Annotated in this window: 22 protein-coding genes and 1 tRNA gene; 11 read left to right on the top strand and 12 right to left on the bottom strand. The window is 62.6% G+C overall.

Features of this window, described 5'->3' with window-relative positions:
- Window positions 1-14: 14 nt before the first annotated feature.
- Together OKQ63_RS09115 and OKQ63_RS09110 are read right to left on the bottom strand one after the other, a co-directional pair.
- Window positions 15-3140 carry an efflux RND transporter permease subunit gene (locus tag OKQ63_RS09115; protein ID WP_264213611.1) on the bottom strand — a complete coding sequence of 1042 codons (3126 nt, stop codon included), beginning with the start codon at window positions 3138-3140 and terminating at the stop codon, window positions 15-17.
- 3 nt (window positions 3141-3143) lie between these two features.
- Window positions 3144-4172, bottom strand: a complete 1029-nt coding sequence (locus tag OKQ63_RS09110) for an efflux RND transporter periplasmic adaptor subunit (RefSeq protein WP_264213610.1) — start codon at window positions 4170-4172, stop codon at window positions 3144-3146.
- Between the two features lie 403 nt (window positions 4173-4575).
- On the opposite strand from OKQ63_RS09110, the gene mtnA reads away from it, so the two are divergent.
- The 3 genes from mtnA to OKQ63_RS09095 are packed head-to-tail and all read left to right on the top strand — an operon-like array spanning window position 4576 to window position 7439.
- Window positions 4576-5682, top strand: a complete 1107-nt coding sequence (gene mtnA, locus OKQ63_RS09105) for an S-methyl-5-thioribose-1-phosphate isomerase (RefSeq protein WP_264213609.1) — start codon at window positions 4576-4578, stop codon at window positions 5680-5682.
- 15 nt (window positions 5683-5697) lie between these two features.
- Window positions 5698-6363, top strand: coding sequence for a class II aldolase/adducin family protein (locus OKQ63_RS09100; RefSeq protein ID WP_264213608.1), 666 nt, complete (start codon window positions 5698-5700; stop codon window positions 6361-6363).
- Window positions 6364-6392: 29 nt separating this feature from the next.
- Entirely contained in the window at window positions 6393-7439 is a 1047-nt protein-coding gene (locus OKQ63_RS09095) for a dipeptidase (RefSeq protein WP_264213607.1), read from the top strand.
- Window positions 7440-7494: 55 nt separating this feature from the next.
- On the opposite strand, the gene OKQ63_RS09090 is transcribed toward OKQ63_RS09095, so the two are convergent.
- Window positions 7495-7580, bottom strand: a tRNA-Leu gene (locus tag OKQ63_RS09090).
- A gap of 164 nt (window positions 7581-7744) precedes the next feature.
- Between OKQ63_RS09090 and OKQ63_RS09085 the strand changes: the two genes are divergently transcribed.
- Both OKQ63_RS09085 and OKQ63_RS09080 read left to right on the top strand, forming a co-directional pair.
- Window positions 7745-8323, top strand: a complete 579-nt coding sequence (locus OKQ63_RS09085; RefSeq protein ID WP_264213606.1) for a YqaA family protein — start codon at window positions 7745-7747, stop codon at window positions 8321-8323.
- A 2-nt stretch (window positions 8324-8325) separates the two neighbouring features.
- Complete coding sequence (locus tag OKQ63_RS09080) at window positions 8326-8793, top strand: disulfide bond formation protein B (RefSeq protein WP_264213605.1); 468 nt, start codon at window positions 8326-8328, stop codon at window positions 8791-8793.
- A gap of 62 nt (window positions 8794-8855) precedes the next feature.
- Here the strand turns inward: OKQ63_RS09080 and OKQ63_RS09075 are convergent, their stop codons facing one another.
- A complete protein-coding gene (locus tag OKQ63_RS09075) occupies window positions 8856-9281 on the bottom strand; it encodes an Lrp/AsnC family transcriptional regulator (RefSeq protein WP_264213604.1) in 426 nt (141 codons plus the stop codon).
- A gap of 112 nt (window positions 9282-9393) precedes the next feature.
- Between OKQ63_RS09075 and rocF the strand changes: the two genes are divergently transcribed.
- Genes rocF through ocd form a run of 3 tightly spaced genes read left to right on the top strand, consistent with a single transcriptional unit; the run spans window position 9394 to window position 12289 of the window.
- Window positions 9394-10320 carry an arginase gene (gene rocF, locus OKQ63_RS09070; protein WP_264213603.1) on the top strand — a complete coding sequence of 309 codons (927 nt, stop codon included), beginning with the start codon at window positions 9394-9396 and terminating at the stop codon, window positions 10318-10320.
- Window positions 10317-11246 (top strand): citrulline utilization hydrolase CtlX, encoded by a 930-nt coding sequence (gene ctlX / locus OKQ63_RS09065; protein WP_264213602.1) that lies wholly within the window; start codon window positions 10317-10319, stop codon window positions 11244-11246. The genes rocF and ctlX overlap by 4 nt, the downstream gene beginning before the upstream one ends.
- A complete protein-coding gene (gene ocd, locus OKQ63_RS09060) occupies window positions 11243-12289 on the top strand; it encodes an ornithine cyclodeaminase (RefSeq protein ID WP_264213601.1) in 1047 nt (348 codons plus the stop codon). The genes ctlX and ocd overlap by 4 nt, the downstream gene beginning before the upstream one ends.
- A gap of 199 nt (window positions 12290-12488) precedes the next feature.
- On the opposite strand, the gene OKQ63_RS09055 is transcribed toward ocd, so the two are convergent.
- Window positions 12489-13073, bottom strand: coding sequence for an HNH endonuclease (locus tag OKQ63_RS09055; RefSeq protein WP_264213600.1), 585 nt, complete (start codon window positions 13071-13073; stop codon window positions 12489-12491).
- A 229-nt stretch (window positions 13074-13302) separates the two neighbouring features.
- Here OKQ63_RS09055 and OKQ63_RS09050 point away from each other — a divergent pair, with 229 nt between their 5' ends.
- Entirely contained in the window at window positions 13303-13956 is a 654-nt protein-coding gene (locus tag OKQ63_RS09050; protein WP_264213599.1) for a pseudouridine synthase, read from the top strand.
- Window positions 13957-13968: 12 nt separating this feature from the next.
- Window positions 13969-14391 (top strand): VOC family protein, encoded by a 423-nt coding sequence (locus OKQ63_RS09045; protein WP_264213598.1) that lies wholly within the window; start codon window positions 13969-13971, stop codon window positions 14389-14391.
- A gap of 21 nt (window positions 14392-14412) precedes the next feature.
- Here the strand turns inward: OKQ63_RS09045 and OKQ63_RS09040 are convergent, their stop codons facing one another.
- Both OKQ63_RS09040 and OKQ63_RS09035 read right to left on the bottom strand, forming a co-directional pair.
- Window positions 14413-15078, bottom strand: a complete 666-nt coding sequence (locus OKQ63_RS09040; RefSeq protein WP_264213597.1) for an alpha/beta hydrolase — start codon at window positions 15076-15078, stop codon at window positions 14413-14415.
- On the bottom strand, window positions 15075-15734 hold the full coding sequence (locus tag OKQ63_RS09035; RefSeq protein WP_264213596.1) for a DNA-3-methyladenine glycosylase family protein: 660 nt from the start codon (window positions 15732-15734) through the stop codon (window positions 15075-15077). Before OKQ63_RS09035 ends, OKQ63_RS09040 begins: the two co-directional genes overlap by 4 nt.
- Before the next feature lie 95 nt (window positions 15735-15829).
- On the opposite strand from OKQ63_RS09035, the gene OKQ63_RS09030 reads away from it, so the two are divergent.
- On the top strand, window positions 15830-17047 hold the full coding sequence (locus tag OKQ63_RS09030; RefSeq protein WP_264213595.1) for an MFS transporter: 1218 nt from the start codon (window positions 15830-15832) through the stop codon (window positions 17045-17047).
- Between the two features lie 56 nt (window positions 17048-17103).
- Here the strand turns inward: OKQ63_RS09030 and OKQ63_RS09025 are convergent, their stop codons facing one another.
- From OKQ63_RS09025 to OKQ63_RS09005, 5 genes are all read right to left on the bottom strand, one after another.
- Window positions 17104-17880, bottom strand: a complete 777-nt coding sequence (locus tag OKQ63_RS09025; protein WP_264213594.1) for a squalene/phytoene synthase family protein — start codon at window positions 17878-17880, stop codon at window positions 17104-17106.
- On the bottom strand, window positions 17870-19504 hold the full coding sequence (gene cimA, locus OKQ63_RS09020; RefSeq protein ID WP_264213593.1) for a citramalate synthase: 1635 nt from the start codon (window positions 19502-19504) through the stop codon (window positions 17870-17872). The genes OKQ63_RS09025 and cimA overlap by 11 nt, the downstream gene beginning before the upstream one ends.
- A complete protein-coding gene (gene cysS, locus OKQ63_RS09015; RefSeq protein ID WP_264213592.1) occupies window positions 19504-20886 on the bottom strand; it encodes a cysteine--tRNA ligase in 1383 nt (460 codons plus the stop codon). The genes cimA and cysS overlap by 1 nt, the downstream gene beginning before the upstream one ends.
- Window positions 20887-21189: 303 nt before the next feature.
- Window positions 21190-21771: an outer membrane protein gene (locus OKQ63_RS09010; protein WP_264213591.1), complete on the bottom strand. Its 582-nt coding sequence runs from the start codon at window positions 21769-21771 to the stop codon at window positions 21190-21192.
- Between the two features lie 244 nt (window positions 21772-22015).
- Window positions 22016-22531: a hypothetical protein gene (locus OKQ63_RS09005; protein WP_264213590.1), complete on the bottom strand. Its 516-nt coding sequence runs from the start codon at window positions 22529-22531 to the stop codon at window positions 22016-22018.
- Between the last annotated feature and the right edge of the window lie 20 nt (window positions 22532-22551).

Genomic DNA, 22551 nt, shown 5'->3' with positions numbered 1-22551 from the left:
CGGGGCCGGTTCAATCATTCCGCCGGGCTGGCTGCCGGCGCGCCTTTGACGCGTTCGCGCAGGCCCTGCATCATCGCGTAAAGCACCGGCACCACAATCACGCCAACCACGGTTGCCGCCAGCATGCCGCCAAACACCGCGATGCCGATGGCGCGCTGGCTGGCAGCCCCGGCGCCGGAGGCAACCATCAGCGGCACCACCCCCAGCAGGAAGGACAGCGCGGTCATCATCACCGCGCGGAACCGCTGCTTGGCCGCCTCCTGCGCGGCGTCGCGGATGCTCAGACCCGCCGCGCGCTGCTCCATTGCAAATTCGACGATCAGGATGGCGTTCTTCGACGCCAGGCCGATCAGCATGATCATCCCGATCTGGGTATAGAGGTTGATGTCATTGCCTGCGATGGCCACCGCCGCGACGGCGCCGAACAAGGCGACGATCACCGACAGCAGGATCGCCACCGGCATGGTCCAGCTTTCGTACTGCGCCACCAGGAACAGGTAGCCGAACAGCACCGCCATCGCCAGGATTACCGTCACCAGCCCGGCTGAGTCCAGCTGCTGCTGGGCGGTGCCGGTCCATTCAAAGGCATAACCCGGCGGCAGCGCCGTGGCGGCCTCCTCCTGCAGCACCCGGATCGCGTCGCCGGTCGACAGGCCGGGCGCCGGTACGGCGGTCACGGTTGCCGAGCGGAAGATGTTGTGGCGTTTCAGCAGCACCGGCCCCAGCACGTTCTCGACGTCGATCAGGGTGGACAGCGGCACCATCTCCCCCGACTGCGCCCGCACATAGAGGCCGCCGATATCCTCGATCTTGTCGCGGTAAGAGCCCTCGGCCTGCAGCATCACCTTGTAAACACGTCCGAACAGGTTGAAATCGTTGACATAGTACGAGCCCAGATAAGCCTGCATGGTCTGGAACACCTCGGCGATCGGCACGTTCAGCGTCTTGGCCTTTTCCCGGTCCAGATCGACAAACACCTGTGGAACATTGGCCCGGAAAGTGGTGTAGGACTGGGCAATCTCAGGCCGCTGGTTGGCGGAATAGACCAGCGAGCCGACCGACTGCGCCAGGTCTTGCGGGGTGCCGCCCGCGGTCTGCTGCACCGCCATTTCGACGCCTGCAGACATGCCCAGGCCGGAGATCGGCGGCGGGTTGAAGGCAACGATGCTGGCCGCCGCCTCGCCATTGGCGATGCCGTAGATCTGGCCAAGGATGGCATTGGGGTGCAGCGCCCCGGTCTGCCGTTCATCCCAGGGAGCCAGGTTGGCGATGATCATCGCGCCGTTGGCACCGGCGCCGTTCAGCAGGCTGAATCCGTTGACCAGAACGGTGCCCCGCACGCCGGGGATCTGCCGGATCTGCGCGTCAATCCGTGTGGTCACGGTCTCGGTCCGCCCCAGTGCCGCCGCATCAGGCAGCTGGACATCGACAAACAGATAACCGTTGTCCTCGGCCGGCAGGAATCCTTTGGACGTGGAAGTGAAGATGCCGCCAACCCCCAGGGCAACGGCGGCGATGATGGCCAGTCCGATCACCGGCAGCCGCAAGAGGCGCGTGACGATGCTCAGATAACCGGTCCGCACGCCGCCGATCATGGACTCGAACATCGCCACCAGCCCCTTGGGCGGCCCGGAGCGCGCCTTGAGCACGATGGCGCATAGCGCAGGCGACAGGGTCAGTGCATTGACCGAGGAGATGACCACCGCGACCGAAATCGTCACCGCAAATTGCGAGTAAAGCCGTCCGGTGATCCCGGGCATGAAGGTGACCGGCACAAACACCGCCAGCAGAACCAGCGTGGTCGCGATGACCGGGCCGGTGATCTGGCCCATCGCCTTGCGGGTTGCCTCAGCCGGGGGCAGCCCTTCTTCGGCGATGATCCGTTCGACGTTCTCCACCACCACGATGGCGTCATCCACCACGATGCCGATCGCCAGCACCAGCGCAAACAGCGAGATGGTGTTGAGCGACATGCCAAGCGCCAGCAGGAACGCAAAAGTGCCGATCAGCGACACCGGGATGGCCACCGCCGGAATGATGGTTGCCCGCAAGGAACCCAGGAAGATGAACACCACCGAGATCACCAGCGCAAAGGTCATCATCAGGGTGGAGATCACGTCATTCAGCGATTGCTCGACAAAATCCGTGGTGTTGAAAGGCACGGAATAGGACACGTCCTCGGGGAAGTCCTGCGCCAGCCGTTCCATCTCTGCCAGCACCGCTTCGGACACCGCCAGCGCATTGGCGCCCGGCGCCTGGTAGACGGCCAGAATGGTGGCCGGCACGCCGTCGTAATAGCCGGAGGAGCTGTAGTTCGAGGCGCCCAGTTCCACCCGCGCGATATCGCTCAGCCGGACGGTACTGCCGCCGTCACCGGTGCGGATCACGATATTCTCGAATTCGCTGACTTCGGTCAGCCGGCCTTTGGATTTGATCGTGTACTGGAACACCTGATCGCCGGGCACCGGCGGTGCGCCCACCTGCCCCGCCGAGACCTCGATATTCTGTTCGCGCACCGCGTTGATCACATCCCCGGGCGAGATGCCAAGGCCCGCCATCTTGTTCGGGTCCAGCCAGACCCGCATGGCGTATTCGAAATTGGTCAGAATATCCGCCTTGCCGACACCCTGGACCCGCGCCAGCGCGTCCTTGATGTTGATCGCGGCATAGTTCGACAGGAACACATTGTCATATGAGCCATCGGGCGACGTCAGCGCCGTCACCAGCAGCATGTTGGAGGAGCTCTTCTGCGTTACCACCCCATTGGCGGTGACTTCAGCGGGCAGCGCGGCCACGGCCTGCGCCACCCGGTTCTGCACGTTGACCGAGGCAATGTCCGGGTCGGTGCCGACCTCGAACGTAACCGACAGCGAGTAGCTGCCATTGTCGGCTGAGTTGGAGGACATGTAGAGCATCCCGTCCACCCCGTTGACCTGCGCCTCGATCGGCGCCGCGACGCTCTTTTCAACGGTTTCGGCATTGGCGCCGGGGTAGCTGGCAGTGACATTCACCACTGGCGGGGTGATTTCCGGGAACTGCGCCACGGGCAGCGCGAAATAGCCGATCACCCCCATGACCGTCAGCACCAGGGAGATGACAATCGCGAATTTGGGGCGCGAGATGAAGATGGAAGAGAACATCGCTTAGTCTCCAGCCTGCGCGGCCGGCACCGGATCCACCTCGACGCCGGGACGGATCTTCTGCAGGCCTTGAACCACAACGGTTTCCCCCTGGACCAGCCCGTCCAGAACAATGATGCCGGTGCCCTGAACGTCGCCGGTCACGATATAGCGCTGCTGCACCTGGTTCTGATCATCCACCACCAGCACAAACGGCCCCTGCTGGTCGCGCTGGATCGCGGCCTGGCTGATGATGATCCGGTCGACGGCCTCCTGCGATTGCAGGCCAACCGTTAGGAACGCACCATCCAGGATCAACCGGTGACCGTTTTCGAATTTTGCCCGAACGGTGACGGCACCGGTGGCCGGGTCAACCCGGTTGCCGGCAAAGGCGATGCGGCCTTTTTCTTCCAGCTCCTCGCCATTGGGCAGCACGACAAACACTTCCGGCGCGGTTCCGGTATCGGCGCGGTCGATGCCTTCGGCCTCAAGCTGCTGCAGGATTTCGACAAATTGTTTCTCGTTCAGCGAGAAGGATACATAGACCGGCGCCTCCCGCACGATATTGACCAGAGCCGAGCCGCTGGGGCTGACAACATCGCCGGTACTCACCTCGATACGACCCAACCGGCCGGAGAACGGCGCGTGTACCGCAGTATAGCTCAAATCCAATTCCGCCTGCCGGATCGCAGCCTGCGCGGCACGCACCTGAGCCTCGGCCACCAATTCGTTGGCACGGGCGGTGTCGCGGTCGGCCTCGGGCACCGAGCCGCGTTCGAACAACTCCTGCTTGCGGGCCAGATCCAGCGAAGCAAGCTCCAAATTGGCTTCCGCCTGGGCCAGTTCCGCCCGGCGGCTTTCCAGCACTGCCTCATAGGCGCTGCGTTCGATGCGGAACAGCAGATCGCCCTTCTGGACCTCTGCACCGTCCTGCACCAGCACCTCCTCCAGATAGCCGCTGACCCGCGCCATGATATCGGCCTTGTCGATGGCCTCGCCCCGCCCGATGAATGCCGCGGTATCCTTGACCGGCTTGATCACAGCCTCAGCCACTGAAACCTTTGGCGCTGCCCCTTGCTGTGCCAGCGCTGCGCCGGGTGCTGCAAAACCTATCGCTGCGATCACTGCAAGCCCGGCCTTTCCGGCAAGACCCCTGTTCCAATACCGCTTCATTTCCGAGCCTTTCAATTTGCCAGAAAAATCCGGGCAGCCTGCCAGCCGGCACCTTGCCCCTGTCCAAAAAAGATTGCCTGCATTGAATACTGCAGGGGTGCCATCTGCAAGCAGCTCAGGCTGCGCTGCAATATTTCCGGCGCAAAAGACTGTGCCTTACAGGCGTCCGGCCGCATCCAAAGCTTGCGTGCGGCGCGCATTTCAGGAAAACCGGGACCCAGCCCGGCACGTGCCGGACCCTGCGGGACCCACAGCCGGATCAATACGGGAAGGAGATTCTCCGATGAAAGTGAATGGCACCCATTACCGTTCCCTCTGGTGGGATCATGACCAGGACGCACTGCAGATCATCGACCAGCGCTGGCTGCCGCATGACTTCCGCATTCAGCAGGTGAACACACTGCAGGAGTTTGCCGACGCAATTGTCGAAATGCGGGTGCGCGGCGCGCCGCTGATCGGCGCGACTGCAGCGTATGGCATGGCGCTGGCGATGCGGCTGGACCCGTCGGACCCGGCGATGGACCAGGCCTGGAGCTTCCTGAACGCCACCCGGCCCACTGCCATCAACCTGCGCTGGGCGCTGGACCGCTGCCGCAACCGCTTGCGGCCCCTGGCCGAAAGCGAGCGGGCGGCAGCTGCGCTGTCGCTGGCCCATGAAATTGCTGACGAAGATGTCGGCATCAACCGCAGCATCGGCTCGCACGGGCTGGAGCTAATCAGGCAAATCGCTGCCCGGAAACCCGCCGGGGAACCGGTCCGGCTGCTGACCCACTGCAATGCCGGCTGGATTGCCACGGTTGACTGGGGCACCGCCACCAGCCCGATGTACCAGGCCCATGACGCCGGCATCCCGATCCATGTCTGGGTGGACGAAACCCGGCCGCGCAACCAGGGCGCGCTGACCTCCTGGGAGCTGGGCAGCCACGGCATCAGCCACAGCTACATCACCGACAATGCCGGCGGCCACCTGATGCAGCACGGCCAGGTCGACCTGGTGATCACCGGCACCGACCGCACCACCCGCCGCGGCGACGTCTGCAACAAGATCGGCACCTATCTCAAGGCGCTGGCCGCCAAGGACAACGGCGTGCCCTTCTATGTCGCCCTGCCCTCGCCAACCATCGACTGGACCGTCTTGGACGGGGTTGCCGAAATCCCGATCGAAGAGCGCAGCGCCCGCGAGATCACCCATGTGCAGGGCAAGACGGAGAGCGGTGAAATCGGCGTCGTGCAGGTCACCCCCGATGGCACCCCCGGCGGCAACCCGGCCTTTGACGTGACTCCGAACCGGCTGGTGACCGGGCTGATCACCGAACGCGGCATCTGCGAAGCCTCCGAGGAAGGCCTGGCCGGGCTGTTCCCGGAAATGGCCGCCGCTGAATCCGCCTGAGCCGGGGTCCCGCCAGTGACATCTCCCTATCAGGACAGCATAGAACTTCGGCAGGCGGTGATCGACGCCTGCCTTGAGATGAATGCCTCCGGCATCAACCAGGGCACCTCGGGCAATATCTCGGTGCGGGCCGGTGATCAGATGCTGATCACCCCATCAGGCGTGGCTTACGGCAAGATGACGCCGGAGGATTTGGTGCAAATGCCGCTCGACGGCAGCGCCCCGCCGGGCGGTCAGCTGAAGCCATCGACCGAATGGCCCTTTCACCTGGCGATCCTGCAGGCCAAGCCTGCGGTCAATGCCGTTGTTCATGCCCATCCCGTCTACTGCAGCGCCTTGGCAATGAACCGCCAGGTGATCCCCGCCTGCCACTATATGGTTGCCGCCTTTGGCGGCAGCGATGTCCCGGTCGCGGATTACGCGCTGTTTGGCAGCCGTCAGCTGTCAGGCAACATCACCCGCGCCCTGCAGGAGCGCAGTGCTTGCCTGATGGCCAACCACGGTGCGGTTGCAACCGGCGAGAGCCTGCCCCGCGCCCTTTGGCGCATGGTGGAATTGGAAACACTGGCAAAGGGTTATGCAACAAGCCTCACCCTCGGAAAACCGCACGTCCTGAGTGACGCTGAAATGGCCGAGGTCATCGCTGCATTTGCTGACTACGGGCTGAAAGACAGCCGCTGATGTTGTAACGACGCAAAAGGACAGCCTGGATGCAGCACCCGCTGGTTTTTGACGGCCACAATGATCTGCTGCTGCAGATCCAGTCCGGCACTGTTGCCGCTGATGCCTCCGGGTTCCTGGGGGACGGCGGCCATCACATCGATCTGGACAAGGCCAAGGCGGGCGGTTTTGCCGGCGGCTTCTTTGCCATTTACGTGCCGGATGAAGGCGGCGCCTCCTTCATGGCGGAGATGATGGCAGAGAGTTATGATCTGCCGCTGCCACCTGCGGTAGGCTGGCCGCGCGCCGCGCGGATTGCACTGGCCCAAGCGTCGATCCTGATCAGCCTCGATGCACAGGGCGCAGTTGATATCTGCCGCAGCACGGCCGGCATCCGCAGCGCCATGAACAACGGCACCATTGCCGCGGTGATGCACATGGAAGGCGCAGAGGCAATCGATCCGGGTTTTCACATGCTGGATGTCCTGTATGCGGTCGGCCTGCGGTCCCTGGGCCCGGTCTGGAGCCGTCCGACGATTTTCGGCTATGGCGTGCCGTTCCGTTTTCCCGCCAGTCCCGACACAGGACCCGGCCTGACGCCCGACGGCATCCGCCTGGTGAAAAAATGCAATGACCTCGGGGTGATGATCGACCTTTCCCACCTGAATGAGGCCGGTTTCTGGGACGTTGCCCGCAACAGTTCGAAACCTCTTGTCGCCACTCATTCCAATGCACATGCGCTGTGCCCGCACAGCCGCAACCTGACCGGCCGGCAATTGCACGCAATCCGTGACAGTGACGGCATGGTGGGCCTGAACTTTGCGGTTGCCTTTCTCCGCGAGGACGGGCGAATGGATGAGGAAACGCCCATCGCCCGCATGGTTGAGCATCTCGATTACCTGATGGAAGAGATCGGCGAAGACCGGGTTGGATTTGGCTCCGACTTTGACTGTGCCACCGTGCCGGCGGAAATCAGGGATATCGCGGGTCTGCCTGCATTGCGTGACGCGATGAGAGCACGCGGGTATAATAAGGCGCTGATGCAAAAGCTTTGCCACGGCAACTGGCTTCGCGTTCTGAACCAGACCTGGGCCTGACGCCGGAAGCAGTTCAGCATAACACTGGAAGTGATTGATTGAATGCGGAAAAACCTGGTGCCCAAGGAGAGACTCGAACTCTCACGATGTTGCCATCGGGGGATTTTGAATCCCCTGCGTCTACCATTCCGCCACTTGGGCCACGTCCTGTTCCTAGCCAAGCGAGCCACCGAGGTCCAGAGGCAAATCGGTTCTCATCGGGTGAATTTTCAACCTGTGGCACTTTCACCGGCAGCAACGGTTGACGGGGCGCGGTCCGCATGCCACCTCCCTGTGCAATTGCCGTTGAGGACGCAGGGCGCAGAATGCTGAAACCGCTATACGGCCGGACGATGGCCCTGGCTGACCACCCGAAAGCGCTTTGGTGCCTGGCCGCTGTGGCCTTTGTGGAAAGTTCGGTGTTTCCGATTCCGCCGGACGTGCTGATGATCCCGATGATCCTGGCCCGCCCGTCCCGCGCCTGGCTGGTTGCGCTGGTGGCGCTGGCAGCGTCCGTGGCAGGCGGCATTCTTGGTTATGCAATTGGCGCGTTCTTTTATGACAGCATAGGCCAGCCGGTGCTGGAGGCGATGGGCAAAGGCGGCGCCATGGAAGAGTTCAACACCCGCTTCAACGGCTTCGGTTTCTGGGCGGTGCTGGGCGCCGGGATCACGCCGTTCCCGTACAAGGTGATCACCATCATGTCAGGTTGGACCGGAATGCCGATCGGCACGTTCATTGCCACCTCTATCCTTGCACGCGCATTGCGCTTTTTCATCGTCGCAGGTCTGCTCTGGCAATTCGGAGCCCCGATCCGCAACTTTATTGAACAACGCCTGGGACTGGTATTCTCCGCCTTCATGGTGATCCTGTTCGGCGGCTTTCTTTTGGTGAGGTTCATCTGATCATGCACCGGTTTCTAATTGCAATTGCCGCCTGCGGCTCGGCTGCGCTGCTGCTTGGGGCGCTGGGGTTCCAGTATATTGGCGAAATGGCGCCCTGCAAACTGTGCTACTGGCAGCGCTACCCGCATGCGGCTGCCGCCGGCATCGGCATCCTGGCCCTGTTCATTCCCGGCGCGCTGCTGCCGTATCTGGGGGCGCTTGCGGCGCTTGCGACCGCGGCCATCGGGACCTTTCATACCGGCGTCGAGCGCGGCTGGTGGGAAGGCCCCTCCACCTGCACCTCCGGCCCGATTGAAGGTTTGTCTTCCGATCAGCTGTTGGAGCAGATCATGGCGGCACCGCTGGTGCGCTGCGATGAGGTGCCGTGGGAATTGTTTTCCCTGTCCATGGCCAGCTGGAATGCAATTGCCTCCTTTGGCCTGGCGCTGATCTGGATTGCGGCCGCCAACCATGCCCGCAAGCAGGGCTAACCCGCTGGCAAGCCGGGATGCGGCCGCGAACCTGCTGGCCGCATTGCAAACCAGCGCTGAACTCAGGTGTCCTTTTTGGTTGCCAGAAGCAGATTGGTTTCGCTGCTCACCACGCCTTCGAATGTGCGGATTTTGGCAAGGGCGGTGTCCAGGGTCTCCAGCGTCTCGGTTCCCAGCTCCACAATCAGGTCCCAGCGTCCGTTGGTCGTGTGAATCGCCCGCACCTCGGGCAGCCCCTGCAATTGCCGGGTGATCCGGCTGGTGCCGCGGCCCTCGATCCCGATCAGCATCAGACCGCGCACCGGATCGCGCAGCACATCTTCCTTCAAAACCACGGTAAAGCCCAGAATGTCCCCGCGCGCCTGCAGCCGCTCGATGCGCGCCCGCACCGTGGTGCGCGACAGGTTCAGCTCCAGCGCCAGATCCGACAGCGATGCCCGCGCGTTGTGCCGCAGCGCTGACACCAGGCGCTCATCCGTATTGTCCATTTAACCCCTCGATACGATCAATCAGCAACCAACATGCGCAAAATGTCAGCTGGAATCCACCTCATTTCGGAGGTTTCTAGTAAGAAAGCTGATTTTTCAAGAGGCCAGAACAGTGACATCGCAACATTGCATCCTCATTGGCGCCCCAGTCGACAGCGGCAAGCGCAGGGCCGGCTGTCTGATGGGTCCTGACGCTTACCGCACTGCCGGGCTTGCCGCCGCCATGGAAAGCCTTGGCCACACCGTTGAGGATCTCGGCAACCTGGCGCCGGACACCCATGCGCCGGACCGCAACGACGGGCTTCTCTTTGCCCGCAACGAGACCATCGGCTGGACCTCGCGCCTGGCCCAGGCGGCAGAGGACGCGCTGGAGTGCGGCCTGCCGGTTTTCCTGGGCGGCGATCACTCGCTGTCGCTGGGATCGGTGGCTGGCGCCGCAAACTACGCCGCCAAGACAGGCCGCCCGCAGTTTGTCCTGTGGCTGGACGCGCATACCGATTTCCACACGCCGGAAACAACTGACAGCGGCAACCTGCATGGCACGCCGGTTGGATATTTTACCGGGCGCAATGGGTTCCAAGGCTTTCCGGAGGTGGTTAACCCGGTGCCGCAGGAGAATGTCTGCATGATTGGGCTGCGCTCAGTCGATGCTCAGGAAAGGCTTGCTCTGGAGGGCAGCAGAATCCTCACCCACGATATGCGCCACATTGACGAAAACGGCATTGCCGGGCCGCTGAACCGGTTCCTGGAACAAGTTGCGCAGGCGAATGGCATGCTGCATGTGTCGCTTGATGTGGATTTTCTGGACCCCTCGGTAGCCCCGGCGGTGGGCACCACGGTGCCCGGCGGCGCCACAGTGCGCGAGGCGCATCTGGTCTGCGAAATCCTGCATGATTCCGGCCTGATGACCTCTCTGGACCTGGTGGAACTGAACCCCTTCCTGGACGAGCGCGGCCGCACTGCGCATCTGATGGTGGACCTCTGCGCCTCCGCCCTTGGACGCCGCGTCTTTGACCGCCCGACGCGGAGCTTTCAGTGACCAGCCTGCAAGCCCCTTCTGCGGTGGTGATGGTCCGGCCGCATCACTTCCGTCCGAATCCTGAGACAAAGGGCGATAACGCCTTTCAATCCTTGGCAGATGCGTCATCCGCACCGACCGCGGCGCAGGCTCTGTCTGAATTTGACAGCGCTGTGGAAACGCTGCGCGGAGCCGGTGTGGCTGTTCATGTGTTTGACGACACCGGCACCGAAACCCCGGACAGCGTATTTCCCAACAACTGGTTTTCCACCCATGCCGGCGGGCATGTTGCGGTCTATCCGATGTTCGCCGGCAACCGGCGCAAGGAACGGCGCTGGGACGTGATAGAAATGCTGAAACGGGTGTACCGGGTTCAGGATGTGATCGACTATTCCGGCTTGGAACAGGACGGGCTGTCGCTGGAAGGCACCGGGGCGATGGTGCTGGACCATATCACCCGCATCGCCTATGCGGTGAAATCCAACCGGGCCGATCCGGTCCTGCTGGAACGCTTCTGCACCCATTTCAACTTTGAGCCCATGGTATTCGAGGCCAAAGATGATGCAGGCCGCGACGTCTACCACACCAATGTTCTGATGGGCATCGGCACCGAATTTGCGCTGATCTGCCTCGACATGATTGTCGATCCCAACCGCCGCGCCGAAGTTGCCGCGCGGCTGGAGGAAACCGGGCGCCGGGTCATTGACCTCACGCCGGAACAGATCGCCGGTTTTGCCGGCAATGCGCTGGAACTCACCGGCCGCAAGCGCCTTCTGGCTCTTTCCGTCAAGGCGCTGCAAGCGCTGCGGCCCGATCAGATTGCGGTCATCGAACAAAGCGCAGAGCCGCTGCCGCTGACAATTCCCACCATCGAAACCGCCGGCGGGTCGGTGCGCTGCATGCTCGCAGGCATCCACCTCAGCCCCCGTGAAAGGATATCCGCATGACACAGCCTTCGGACAAGGCGCTGGTGCCTTTTGTCAGCGTCGACAACATGATGCGCCTCATTCATCACACCGGGATCGAGCAGATGCTGCGGGATCTGGCAGAGTATGTCGAAGAGGATTTCAAGCGCTGGGAGCTGTTTGACAAGACCCCGCGCGTTGCCAGCCATTCGGACGTTGGCGTGATCGAGCTGATGCCAACCTCGGATGGCGAGGCTTACGGCTTCAAATATGTGAATGGCCACCCCAAGAACACCTCGGAAGGCCTGCAGACCGTGACTGCATTTGGCCTATTGGCGGATGTCTACACCGGATACCCGGTGCTGCTGACCGAGATGACCATGCTCACGGCGCTGCGCACGGCCGCAACTTCAGCAATGGCCGCCAAGTATCTGGCGCCCAAGGGCGCGACCACGATGGCGATGATCGGCAATGGGGCGCAGTCCGAATTCCAGACACTGGCGATGAAGGCAATCATCGGCCTGAAATCCGTACGGCTTTATGATAAAGACGCTGCGGCGACTGAAAAATGCGCCCGCAATCTTCAGGGGCTGGGGCTTGAAATTGTCCCGTGCAAAACCCCGGAAGAGGCCATCGAAGGCGCGCAGATCCTCACCACTTGCACCGCGGATAAGCAGAATGCCACCATCCTGACCGACAACATGGTCGGCAGCGGCGTGCACATCAACGCAATCGGCGGTGATTGCCCCGGCAAGACCGAACTGGCCGCGGGGATTCTCACGCGCTCCGACGTCTTTGTCGAATACCCGCCGCAAACCCGGATCGAGGGCGAGATCCAGCAGATGCCGGAGGACTTTGCCATCACCGAGTTGTGGGAAGTCATCACCGGTCAAAAGCAGGGCCGCACCGGCGACCGGCAGATCACCCTGTTTGACAGCGTCGGCTTTGCAATCGAGGATTTTTCGGCGCTGCGCTACATCCGCGACCGCATCAAGGGCACCGACTATTTCATCGACCTGGACATGCTCGCCGATCCGGACGATCCGCGCGATCTCTTCGGCATGCTTCAGCGCGCCAAACCCTGACACACTACGCCAGCACACTATGCAAAGGCGGCCCGCTCAACAGAGGCCGCCGGCACCTCCGGCCTCCTAGTCTGCTTGCCGCATTCAGCGGCGCCTGCCGGCACTGTTCATGGGGATCTGAGCAGCTGTTCCCTTTGGGGACAGGCACACAGGCAAAGAGGCCGGAAACCTTATCTTTCAGACAGTTGAACCGTTTGGCTCAAGCGTCCAGTTCGGTATCCCAATACAGGAAGTCCATCCAGCTTTCGTGAAGATGGTTGGGCGGGAACTTGCGCCCGGTGTTGCGCAGCTCTTCTGCACCCGGACGGCGCGGCGGCTTGCGCAAGGACATGCCGGCCCGGTGCAGCGACTTGGATCCCTTCTTGAGGTTGCACGGGCTGCAGGCCGCAACCACGTTTTCCCAGCTGGTGACCCCGCCGGCTGCGCGCGGCACAACATGGTCGAACGTCAGGTCTCCCTTGCTGCCGCAGTACTGGCAGCGGAACTCATCCCTCAAGAACAAATTAAAGCGCGTGAAGGCCACGCGCTTTTGAGGTCTTACATAATCTTTCAGAACCACCACGGAGGGTATTCGGATCTCGGTGCTCGGACTGTGAACAACCTCGTCGTATTCGGCCACGATAGCCACCCGGTCAAGCCAGGCCGCCTTCACCGCATCCTGCCACGACCACAAGGACAACGGGTAATAGGATAAAGGCCGGTAGTCCGCATTCAGCACCAGCGCGGGATGCTGTTTCAGCGCCCCTGGAGATCTGACAAACTCTGCCCTGAAATCACCATCCATCGTGAACGTCTTCCTCGCCCTGACCTTCCGTTTTCCGGAACCAGAGCGGGGAACCCGCCCCAGCCTAACTTTGACTATATATCGTGGTTGGCAGCTGGCAAGCCCCCATGATCCACAATATGTCGCGAGAATTCTGGCGTGATTCCGTGACAGGCCGGTGACAGTTATCCACAGGCGGCCCGCCTGCGGCGCCCTTGCCCCCGCGCGCCTGCGCAACTATTGCCGGAGCATGACCCTTTTGATCCGCTTCAACAAACCTTATGACGTGCTGCCGCAATTCACCGATCGCGGCAGCGAGGACAGCCCGCGTCTCACGCTCAGCCGCTATATCGACTGCCCCGGCGTCTATCCCGCCGGACGGCTGGACCGCGACAGCGAAGGGCTGATGCTGCTGACCGACAGCGGCCGCCTGCAGGCCTGGATCAGCGACCCCAAGCACAAGATGGACAAGACATATTGGGTGCAGGTCGAAGGCATCCCGGATGCCGCAGCACTGGAAAGCCTGGCCAAAGGTGTCGAGCTTAAGGACGGCATGACCCGCCCGGCCAAGGTCAGCCGCATGGACGAGCCGCCGGGGCTCTGGGCGCGCACCCCGCCGGTGCGGGTCCGAAAAACCGTGCCCGACAGCTGGATCGAACTGACCATCCGCGAGGGCCGCAACCGCCAGGTGCGGCGAATGACAGCCGCGGTGGGCCATCCCACCTTGCGGCTGATCCGCTACAGCATCGGTGCCTGGACGCTGGATGGATTGGCGCAGGGCGCGTGGCAGGATGTTGAGCCGCCGCGGATTCCCGGCCCGCCGAAACCGTCGCTCAAACCACCGCGCAAACCCAAGGCGGCAGCAGCCCGCAAACCCCCGGGTGACAGACCGCGGCGGCGCTGATAGCCTAAGGACATGCTGCCGCAAGCCACTGCACCCCAAGCCATTCTCGAAGCCTCCCTATACGCGGAGGACCTGGATGCGGCCGAAGATTTTTATGGCCGGATACTGGGGTTGGAGTGCATTCAGCGGGTCGGCGGAAGGCACGTGTTTTTCCGCTGCGGCGCCTCGGTTCTGCTGCTGTTCAACCCGTTGCAGACCATCAAGCCCCCTGGGAACCCGCGGCTGCCGGTGCCGCCGCATGGCGCCCATGGACCCGGGCACGTCTGTTTTGCCCAGCACCGCGAGGACCTGTTGCGGATGCGCAGCCGGCTGGCGACTGCGGGGATCGGAATAGAAGCGGAGTTCGATTGGCCCAGCGGTGCGCGATCGATCTATTTCCGCGACCCTGCCGGAAATTCCGTCGAGATCGCCGAACCCCGCCTGTGGGACGGGTGAAATCCGGCGCCGCACCTTTCATCAAAGGCTGAGCTTGTCCCGCATGAAGGCAAGCGCAACGCTCAGCCCGTCAGGCGCAATGCCGTGCGCGGTGCCCTTCTGGATATGGGCAAAAACGTCCTGAAATCCCGCTTCCTGCAGCGCTTCGGCAGCCTCGGGCAGCGATTGCACCGGCACCACATCATCCTGATCTCCATGCACCAGCAGAACAGGCATTTTGGACACCAGTTCGTCCTTCAGCAGTTCCGGCGCCAGCAGCCGCCCCGAGAAAGCAACAATTCCCGCCACCGGGTCTTCGCGCCGCGGAGCCACATGCAGGCTCATCATCGTGCCCTGCGAAAAGCCGAACAGGACCACCTGCTCGGGCAGCACATCTTCATCGACCATCAGCGCATCAAGGAAAGCATTCAGATCCTCGACAGCCGCCTGCATGCCGCGCATGCTTTCTTCTTCGGATGAGTTGTCGATCCAGGGAATCGGAAACCACTGAAAGCCGAACGGGGCTCCGGCACAGGCCTCTGGCGCATCCGGAGCAACAAACAGCGTATCCGGCAGATGCTCGCCGAGAGGGTCGGCCAGCCCCAGCAGGTCAGCCCCGTTTGCTCCGTAGCCATGCAGGAACACAACAATCGAACGGATATCGCCGGAAACAGGTTCTTTCCTGCCGGCATTGAGTACACGAGTCATCGGATTCCTTCCCTGTCCTTCGCCACCCGGTAATAGGCCCAGAGGATGCGCGCCGCAACCGACCGCCAGGGCGACCAGGCATCGGCCATTTGCCGCAGTTCGCGTTCATTTGGGCGGGCGGGCAAGCAGAACAGCACCCGTGCCGCTTCCTGCAGGGCCAGATCGCCATGGGCGAACACATCGGCACGGCCCAGCGAAAACATCGCATAAATCTCCGCCGTCCAGACACCGATCCCCGGCACTTGCACCAGCGTGGCAATCACCTCCTCATCAGGCGCATCCCGCAAAGCCTTATAGTCGATGCGAGCCTCCGCCAGCGCTCGGGCATAGCGGATTTTCTGACGGCTGAGGCCGGCGGCGCGCAGTTCCTCATCCGCAGCCCGCAGGATCTTGCGCGGACCGGTGAGCCTTGCCTCCTTCATCCGTTTCCAGATCGCATTGGCCGAGGCCACGCTCACCTGCTGACTGACAATCGCGCTCAGCAATTCGGCAAACCCGTCGGGCTTGCGGCGCAGGGGCAGCGGCCCGGTCAGTTCCAGCGCACGGGCGAACCGGCTGTCCCGTTCGGCCAGCCAATTGGCGCCTTCGGTCACGCAGGCGTCATGCTGAATGATCCGGCCCGCGCCCGGACGCAAGGTCTGCACTTCTGACGCCACGTCACCCCCTGATTGGCCGCTGTTGAAAGAAACCGTGATCGAAGGGCCTGCCTGGCTGGCTTGCCCCGTCCCGGGTTCACCGCTACGCATCCCATATGAGCATGACCATGACCACCCCCGGCGATGCGGTCGCCAAGAAAAACGTCGCCATCCTGGTGCTGGCCCAAGCGATTCTCGGGGCGCAGATGCCGATGATTTTCATCGTTGGCGGTCTGGCGGGCCAATCCCTGGCGTCAAACCCTTGCTTTGCGACGCTGCCGATCTCGCTGATCGTGGGCGGTTCGATGCTGGCAGCCACGCCGGTTTCAGCCATCATGCAGCGCTGGGGCCGCCGGGCCGGCTTCTTTGCCGGCGCCGCCTTCGGTGCCGTTGGCGGGCTGGTCGGCGCTTACGGGCTGTACCTCGGCTCTTTCCCTGTTTTTCTGCTCGGCAGCCTGCTCACTGGTGTTTACATGAGCGCGCATGGCTTTTACCGCTTTGCGGCCGCCGATACCGCATCCGAGGCGTTTCGGCCCAAGGCAATTTCCTACGTGATGGCGGGCGGGCTGGCCGCTGCTGTTATCGGCCCGCAGATTGTAAAGGCGACCAGCCAAGCCTTTGTTATTCCGTTCCTGGGCACTTATCTGGCGGTGATCGCACTCAACGTGTTCGGGGCCGCGCTGTTCCTGTTTCTGGACATCCCCAAACCGCCCGCTCCCAGCGCAGACAGCCCCAAGGGCCGCAGCCGCCTTGAGCTTCTGAAGACGCCGGTTATTGCCGTTGCAGTGATCTGCGCCATGGTCTCTTACGCGCTGATGAACCTGGTGATGACCTCCACGCCGCTGGCAGTGGTCGGCTGCGGCTATAGCGAAGGCAATGCCGCGGATGTGGTCACGTCGCACGTGCTGGCGATGTATGTGCCCTCATTTTTCACAGGCCATCTGATTGCCCGGTTCGGCGTGGAAAAGATCGTCGCTGCAGGCCTGGTGATTCTTGCCGGCGCTGGTGCAGTCGCGCTGCAAGGCGTTGACCTGGAGAACTTCTTTGCCGCTCTGGTTCTGTTGGGCGTGGGCTGGAACTTCGGCTTCATCGGCGCCACCACAATGCTGGCCGGCGCTCATCAAAGCTATGAGCGCGGCCGGATGCAGGGCCTGAACGACCTTTTGGTCTTTGGCGGGGTGACCATGGCCTCGCTGGCGTCGGGCGGTCTGATGAATTGCTCCGGCGGCAGCCCGGTGGACGGCTGGAGCGCGGTGAACATGGCGATGGCCCCGTTCCTGGTTCTGGCAGGCGGCGCGCTGCTATGGCTGGTGCTGCGTCCCAGGACAGTCTGAGCCCCCCCGATAATGACACAGGCGCCGCGACGGGCGCCTGTGTCATTGCGGCAGTCCTACCAGCGCCCGGAGGCAGCCCTCCACATCAACCCGGTCCTTCGCCGGAATTCGCTTTGTCCGAGCGTGCCTTGAGCGACCCGCTCGGGCTGCCAGATCACCTGCTTCAGAAGAGCCTCAGCCTGCCATCCGGACAACAGAGCCACACGCGCCTGCTTGGAAACCGATCTGGAGTTCCGTCTTGCTTTTTCGATATTTTCCAATCCCTTGCGCGCCAAAGCCTGCACACCCTCCAGGGTGCCATCTACTAGCGGTATCCGTTTCTGGGCCTCCAGCCCGGGTATCGCCCGCAACCAGCCGGCGATGCCCGCACCATAAGCAAAGCCGCGTACCACGGCCTCCTCCGCAGGCCCAAGCGACGCCGCCGCCATCCACATGAGCGATCCGCTGGTCCGGTCGATATAGCTGTCGAAGGCGGCCTCATCTTCAAAGCCGTCCTTATAAATATCCCAGCGCCGCGCTTCGGCCATACCGTCAATGCAGCCAGCCAGCTCCGGCTTGAGCATCCGCGCCAGGGGGGTTGCCACGAAATGGCGGCGGACTGGTCTGCCCGCGGCAATTTCAGCCCCAACGTCACGCCACCATTGCACCCGCATTTCGGCAATCATGCTCTCCTGGCTGGCCCAGGGCGCGCGTGCCAGTTCGATATTGAAGGCATAAAGCACAAACAGCAGCGGCCGCGCCTCGGCCGGTGCCGCCATGGTGGCCAGAAACCTGTCCGGGTCGCCTTTCTGCACCAGTTCCGCGCAAGCGGTCAGGTCTGCGTCAAACTGCATCGGCCTGCCCGGCCCCGGCATCGTGGATCAGTTTCCAGCGGATCGCATCCAGCAGCGCCTCAAAGGAAGCGTCGATGATGTTCGCACTGACGCCAACGGTGGACCAGCGGTGGCCCTGGCTGTCCTCGCTATCAATGATCACCCGGGTTACAGCCTCGGTGCCGCCCTGGGTGATGCGCACCTTGAAATCGACCAGCCGCATATCCTCCAGCTGGACGGAGTAGCGCCCCAGATCCTTGCTCAGCGCCCGCGCCAGCGCGTTGACCGGGCCGCGGTCACTGCCGGTGTCATCCAGCGACTCACTGACCGACAGCCGTTTTTCCCCATCAACTTTTACCACGACAACCGCCTCGGACAGGCTGACCATCCGGTTGTACTTGTTCTTGCGCCGTTCCACGGTGACCTTGTAGCGCTTGACCTCAAAGAACTCCGGCAGCTGGCCCAGCTCTTCGCGCGCCAGCAGCTCAAACGAAGCCTGTGCAGTATCGTAGGAGTACCCGTCGGTTTCCCGCCGTTTGATCCGTTTTAGGATCCGCACCAGTGCCGGGTTGCCTTTTTCAACGCTCAGGCCTGCATCCGTCAGCCGCTTGCGCAGGTTCGACTGGCCCGCCTGGTTGGACATCGGGATAACCCGCGCATTGCCGACCTTATGCGGCTCAATGTGCTCATAGGTCGAGGGATCTTTGAGGATCGCACTGGCATGCAGCCCCGCCTTATGGGCAAAGGCCGAAGCCCCCACATAGGCCGCCTGCCGCACCGGAACCCGGTTCAGGATGTCGTCCAGCATCCGGCTGATCCGGGTCAGTCCGGCCAAGGCCTTCTGGCTCACTCCGGTTTCGAACTGGCTGGCATAAGGTTCCTTCAGCAGCAGCGTCGGAATCAGCGCGGTCAGGTTGGCATTGCCGCAGCGCTCGCCCAGCCCATTCAGCGTGCCTTGGATCTGCCGTGCCCCGGACTCCACCGCCGCCAATGAGCAGGCAACAGCATTTTCCGTGTCGTTATGAGTGTGTATGCCAAGTTTCTCACCCGGAATGCCTGCTGAGATCACCTCAGAGACGATCCGCTTGACTTCCGACGGCAGCGCGCCGCCATTGGTATCGCACAACACAACCCAGCGCGCCCCGGCCTCCAGTGCGGCGCGGCAGGCCGCCAGCGCATAGTCCGGATTATCCTTGTAGCCGTCAAAGAAATGCTCGGCGTCAAACAGCGCCTCGCGCCCCTGCGCCACGATATGGGCGACCGACGCGCGGATGTTGCCGAGGTTTTCCTCCAGCGTGATCCCCAGCGCTTCGGTCACGTGGTAGTCGTGGCTTTTACCGACCAGGCAGACCGCCGCAGTGCCCGCATTCATCACCGCCGCCAGAACGTCGTCATTCCCGGCGGAGCGCCCGGCCCGCTTGGTCATGCCAAAGGCGGTCATCGTGGCACGGGTCATTGGCGCTTCCGCGAAAAACGCGCTGTCGGTCGGATTGGCGCCTGGCCAGCCTCCCTCAATGTAATCGACTCCCAGGCCGTCCAGCGCCTGGGCGATCTGCTTTTTTTCCGCGGTCGAGAATTGCACCCCCTGGGTCTGCTGCCCATCCCGCAGGGTGGTGTCGTAGAGGTAGAGGCGTTCCCTGGCCATCAAAGCGCCTCCAGCTTGGCCGGATCGAAACCGGCGCCCGGCACCAGTTCGACACCGGCCTTGCTCATCCGCACTTCCAAACCGGCCTCCACAAAGGCTGCCTTCATTCTGTCGACTTCGGAAAAATCTTTGCTTTCCATTGCCTTCTGGCGTGTTTCGAAGAGCTTTTCCGCAAAGGCCGAAAGGTCGATGGAAGGTCCCGTTGCCCAAGCGCCCATCTCTGCCGTCAACAGCCCCAGCATTCGGGCCGAAGCCAGCAGCCCGGCCGCATCCCCGGCTGCCGCCAGCTTGTGCAGCTCGGCGATGGCGCCAGCGGAATTAAGGTCATCCGCCAGTGCCCCCAGGACCGCGGCAGCAGCGCTGGACGCGGGCTCGATGCCCGCGGTCAGCGCCCGCCACTTGCGCAGCGTCGCCTCGGCCTCCTTGGCCTTCTTGTCGGTCCAGTCCATCGGCTTGCGGTAATGGGTCTGCAGGAACACCAGCCGGATCACCTCGCCGGGATAGCCCTGGTCCAGCAGGTCGCGCACGGTGAAGAAGTTGCCCAGCGATTTGGACATCTTCTTGCCTTCCACCTGGAGCATCTCGTTGTGCAGCCAGAAACGTGCAAACTCCCCCTCCGGATGGGCGCAGCAGCTTTGCGCAATTTCATTCTCGTGATGCGGGAACATCAGGTCGTTACCGCCACCGTGAATGTCAAAGGTCTCGCCCAGAAGCTCATAGGACATCGCCGAGCATTCGATATGCCAGCCCGGCCGCCCGCGGCCCCAGGGGCTGTCCCAGCCCGGCAGATCCTCGGTGGAGGGTTTCCACAGCACAAAATCCATCGGATTCTTCTTGTAAGGCGCCACTTCAACTCTTGCGCCGGCGATCATGTCATCGACGGAGCGGCCCGACAGATTGCCATAGAGCTGCTTCCAGCTGTCAACTGCAAACAGCACATGGCCCTCGGCCGCATAGGCATGGCCCTTGGCGATCAGATCCTCGATCATTGCCACCATCTGCGGGATGTATTCGGTGGCGCGCGGCATGTGGCTGGGCTCAAGCGCGCCAAGCTCGCCCGTGTCGTCCAGGAACCACTGGGTGGTCTCGGCAGTAATATCTCCGATCGGGCGCCCGCTCTCGGCGGCGCGGGCGTTGATCTTGTCGTCAACGTCGGTGAAGTTCCGGGCGTAAACCACTTGATTTACGCCATAAACTTCGCGCAGAAGCCGGTAAAGAACATCGAACACCACCACCGGCCGGGCATTGCCCAGATGCGCCCGGTCATAGACGGTGGGGCCGCAGACATACATCCGCACGTTGCTGGCCTCGATCGGCTCAAAGACCTCTTTCCTGCGGGTCTTTGTATTGTGCAGCTTGATCTTTATGTCCTTGGTTCCCATGCCCGGTTCCTTTCCCATGCCCGGCTCAATTCGGCCGGCATCACCCATTGCGCGCAGCGCGGGCTTAGCAACTTGTCAGGGAAATGAAAACGACAGAAACCAGCCCGCTGTTATGTCAGCAGGTAATGCAGCAGATGATGGCGGTGCATTTACGGTTCATGAGAGCTGCATAGCACGGCTGGAAAATCCCGCCAAGCGGTTCGCCGCCGAAAAAGGCAAAAGGCCGCCCCGTCCGCCTTGGGTACGGACCGGGCGGCTGGGGGCGCGGCAGAACAGGCTGCCGCGCCCGCGCCTGTGTCAGGCTTAGAACTTGAAGGACGCGCGCAGCGCCACCGACGTGGCATCCGCGCCCACGCCCGAGTTACCGAACTGGTCGAACTCATGCTCCAGCACTTCGCCGCCGATCTGCCACTGATCAGTCACCTGATAGGCAACACCGACACCATAGAATTCACCGGTCTCGCTGCCGAGCGAGCTGTCCGCTTCGGCCACACCGCCGGTAACATAAGCCAGCACGTTTCCGAAGTCGTAACCGGCCTTCACTTTGGCGCGGGCCACCGAGTCGATGGTTGCACCACCGCCCAGGCTCAGGTCGGTGGTGTCATAATCCAGCTCGCCGCCTAGTACGAAACGGCCGAAATCATGGTTGTAGCCGCCGTGGATACCATAGGCAGTATCATCACCCGATGTACCGTTGCTTGCGTCGGCATCCAGCTGGCCGACCTGGCCGCCCAGGTAGAAACCGGTCCAGTCGCCGCCATCATTGCTCACCACGACCGGCGCCGGAGCGGGCGCGGGTTCAACCACCGGCTCACTGATGTTGCCGGCAAAGGCCGCGCTGCCCATTACAGTGGCGATGGCTGTCATAGCTACGAAACGAGTCATTCAGACTTCTCCTTTTGCAGTACCGGCGCAAGCTGTGCGCCGTTGAACGCTACAAAAGGATTCCTGACGGGAACTTCCAGAGCCGCACGGCCCACGCTCCCCGAATTGGCAGCGTCTGGCCGAAAGCTGCCCGGCGCCTGCGCCTTTCCGCCGGAATCCGCAGGCGGAATTCTGCCCGCCCATTGAATTCCGGCGCAGCTGCGCCTAGCGGCTGCCGGCACAGTCAAGAACGTGGAAAGGCGGATTAAAACCGGAAAGCTGCACTCAGCGACAGGGTTTCCCCGCGCGGGCTGGCGCTGCCGTCTTTTGGCCCGGCCTCATGATGCAGCAGCTCTCCGGTCAATTGCAGCGCGCGGTTGAGCGAGACGCGCATACCCAGCCCGATAACCGGCCCCTGCCGTGCGCCGCCGGCAGCTTCAGCCTGCACGCCGCCAAAAGTCACAAAGCCGGCAGCCTGTCCAAATTCGTATCCGGCCTGGAGCCGCAGCTGATGGGTTTCATCCGCCTGAACCGCACGCGTCAGCAAACCCGTTTGTCCCGCCGCCACCGAACCTCCAAGAAAAACACCGCCGAACTCGCGGCCGTAGGCCAATTGAAAAGAGCGCGTCCCGCCGCTGAATGCCCCGCTCCAAACCTCCGCCGCATCGGCCGTGAGCGGCTGCCCCCAATCTTCTGCCTGTGCCATTTGGCACTGTGCAATGGACACCGCGAAAGCTGCAGCGAAAGTCAAAGAAAGTTTGGTCTTCCTAACCAGCGGCATGTGGCTTTGCCTTCTTCGAA

It is taken from the genome of Leisingera thetidis, from assembly GCF_025857195.1.
Lineage (GTDB): Bacteria > Pseudomonadota > Alphaproteobacteria > Rhodobacterales > Rhodobacteraceae > Leisingera > Leisingera thetidis.
Note: the sequence above shows the minus strand (reverse complement) of the source record. Positions and strands in the feature narration are given on the sequence as shown.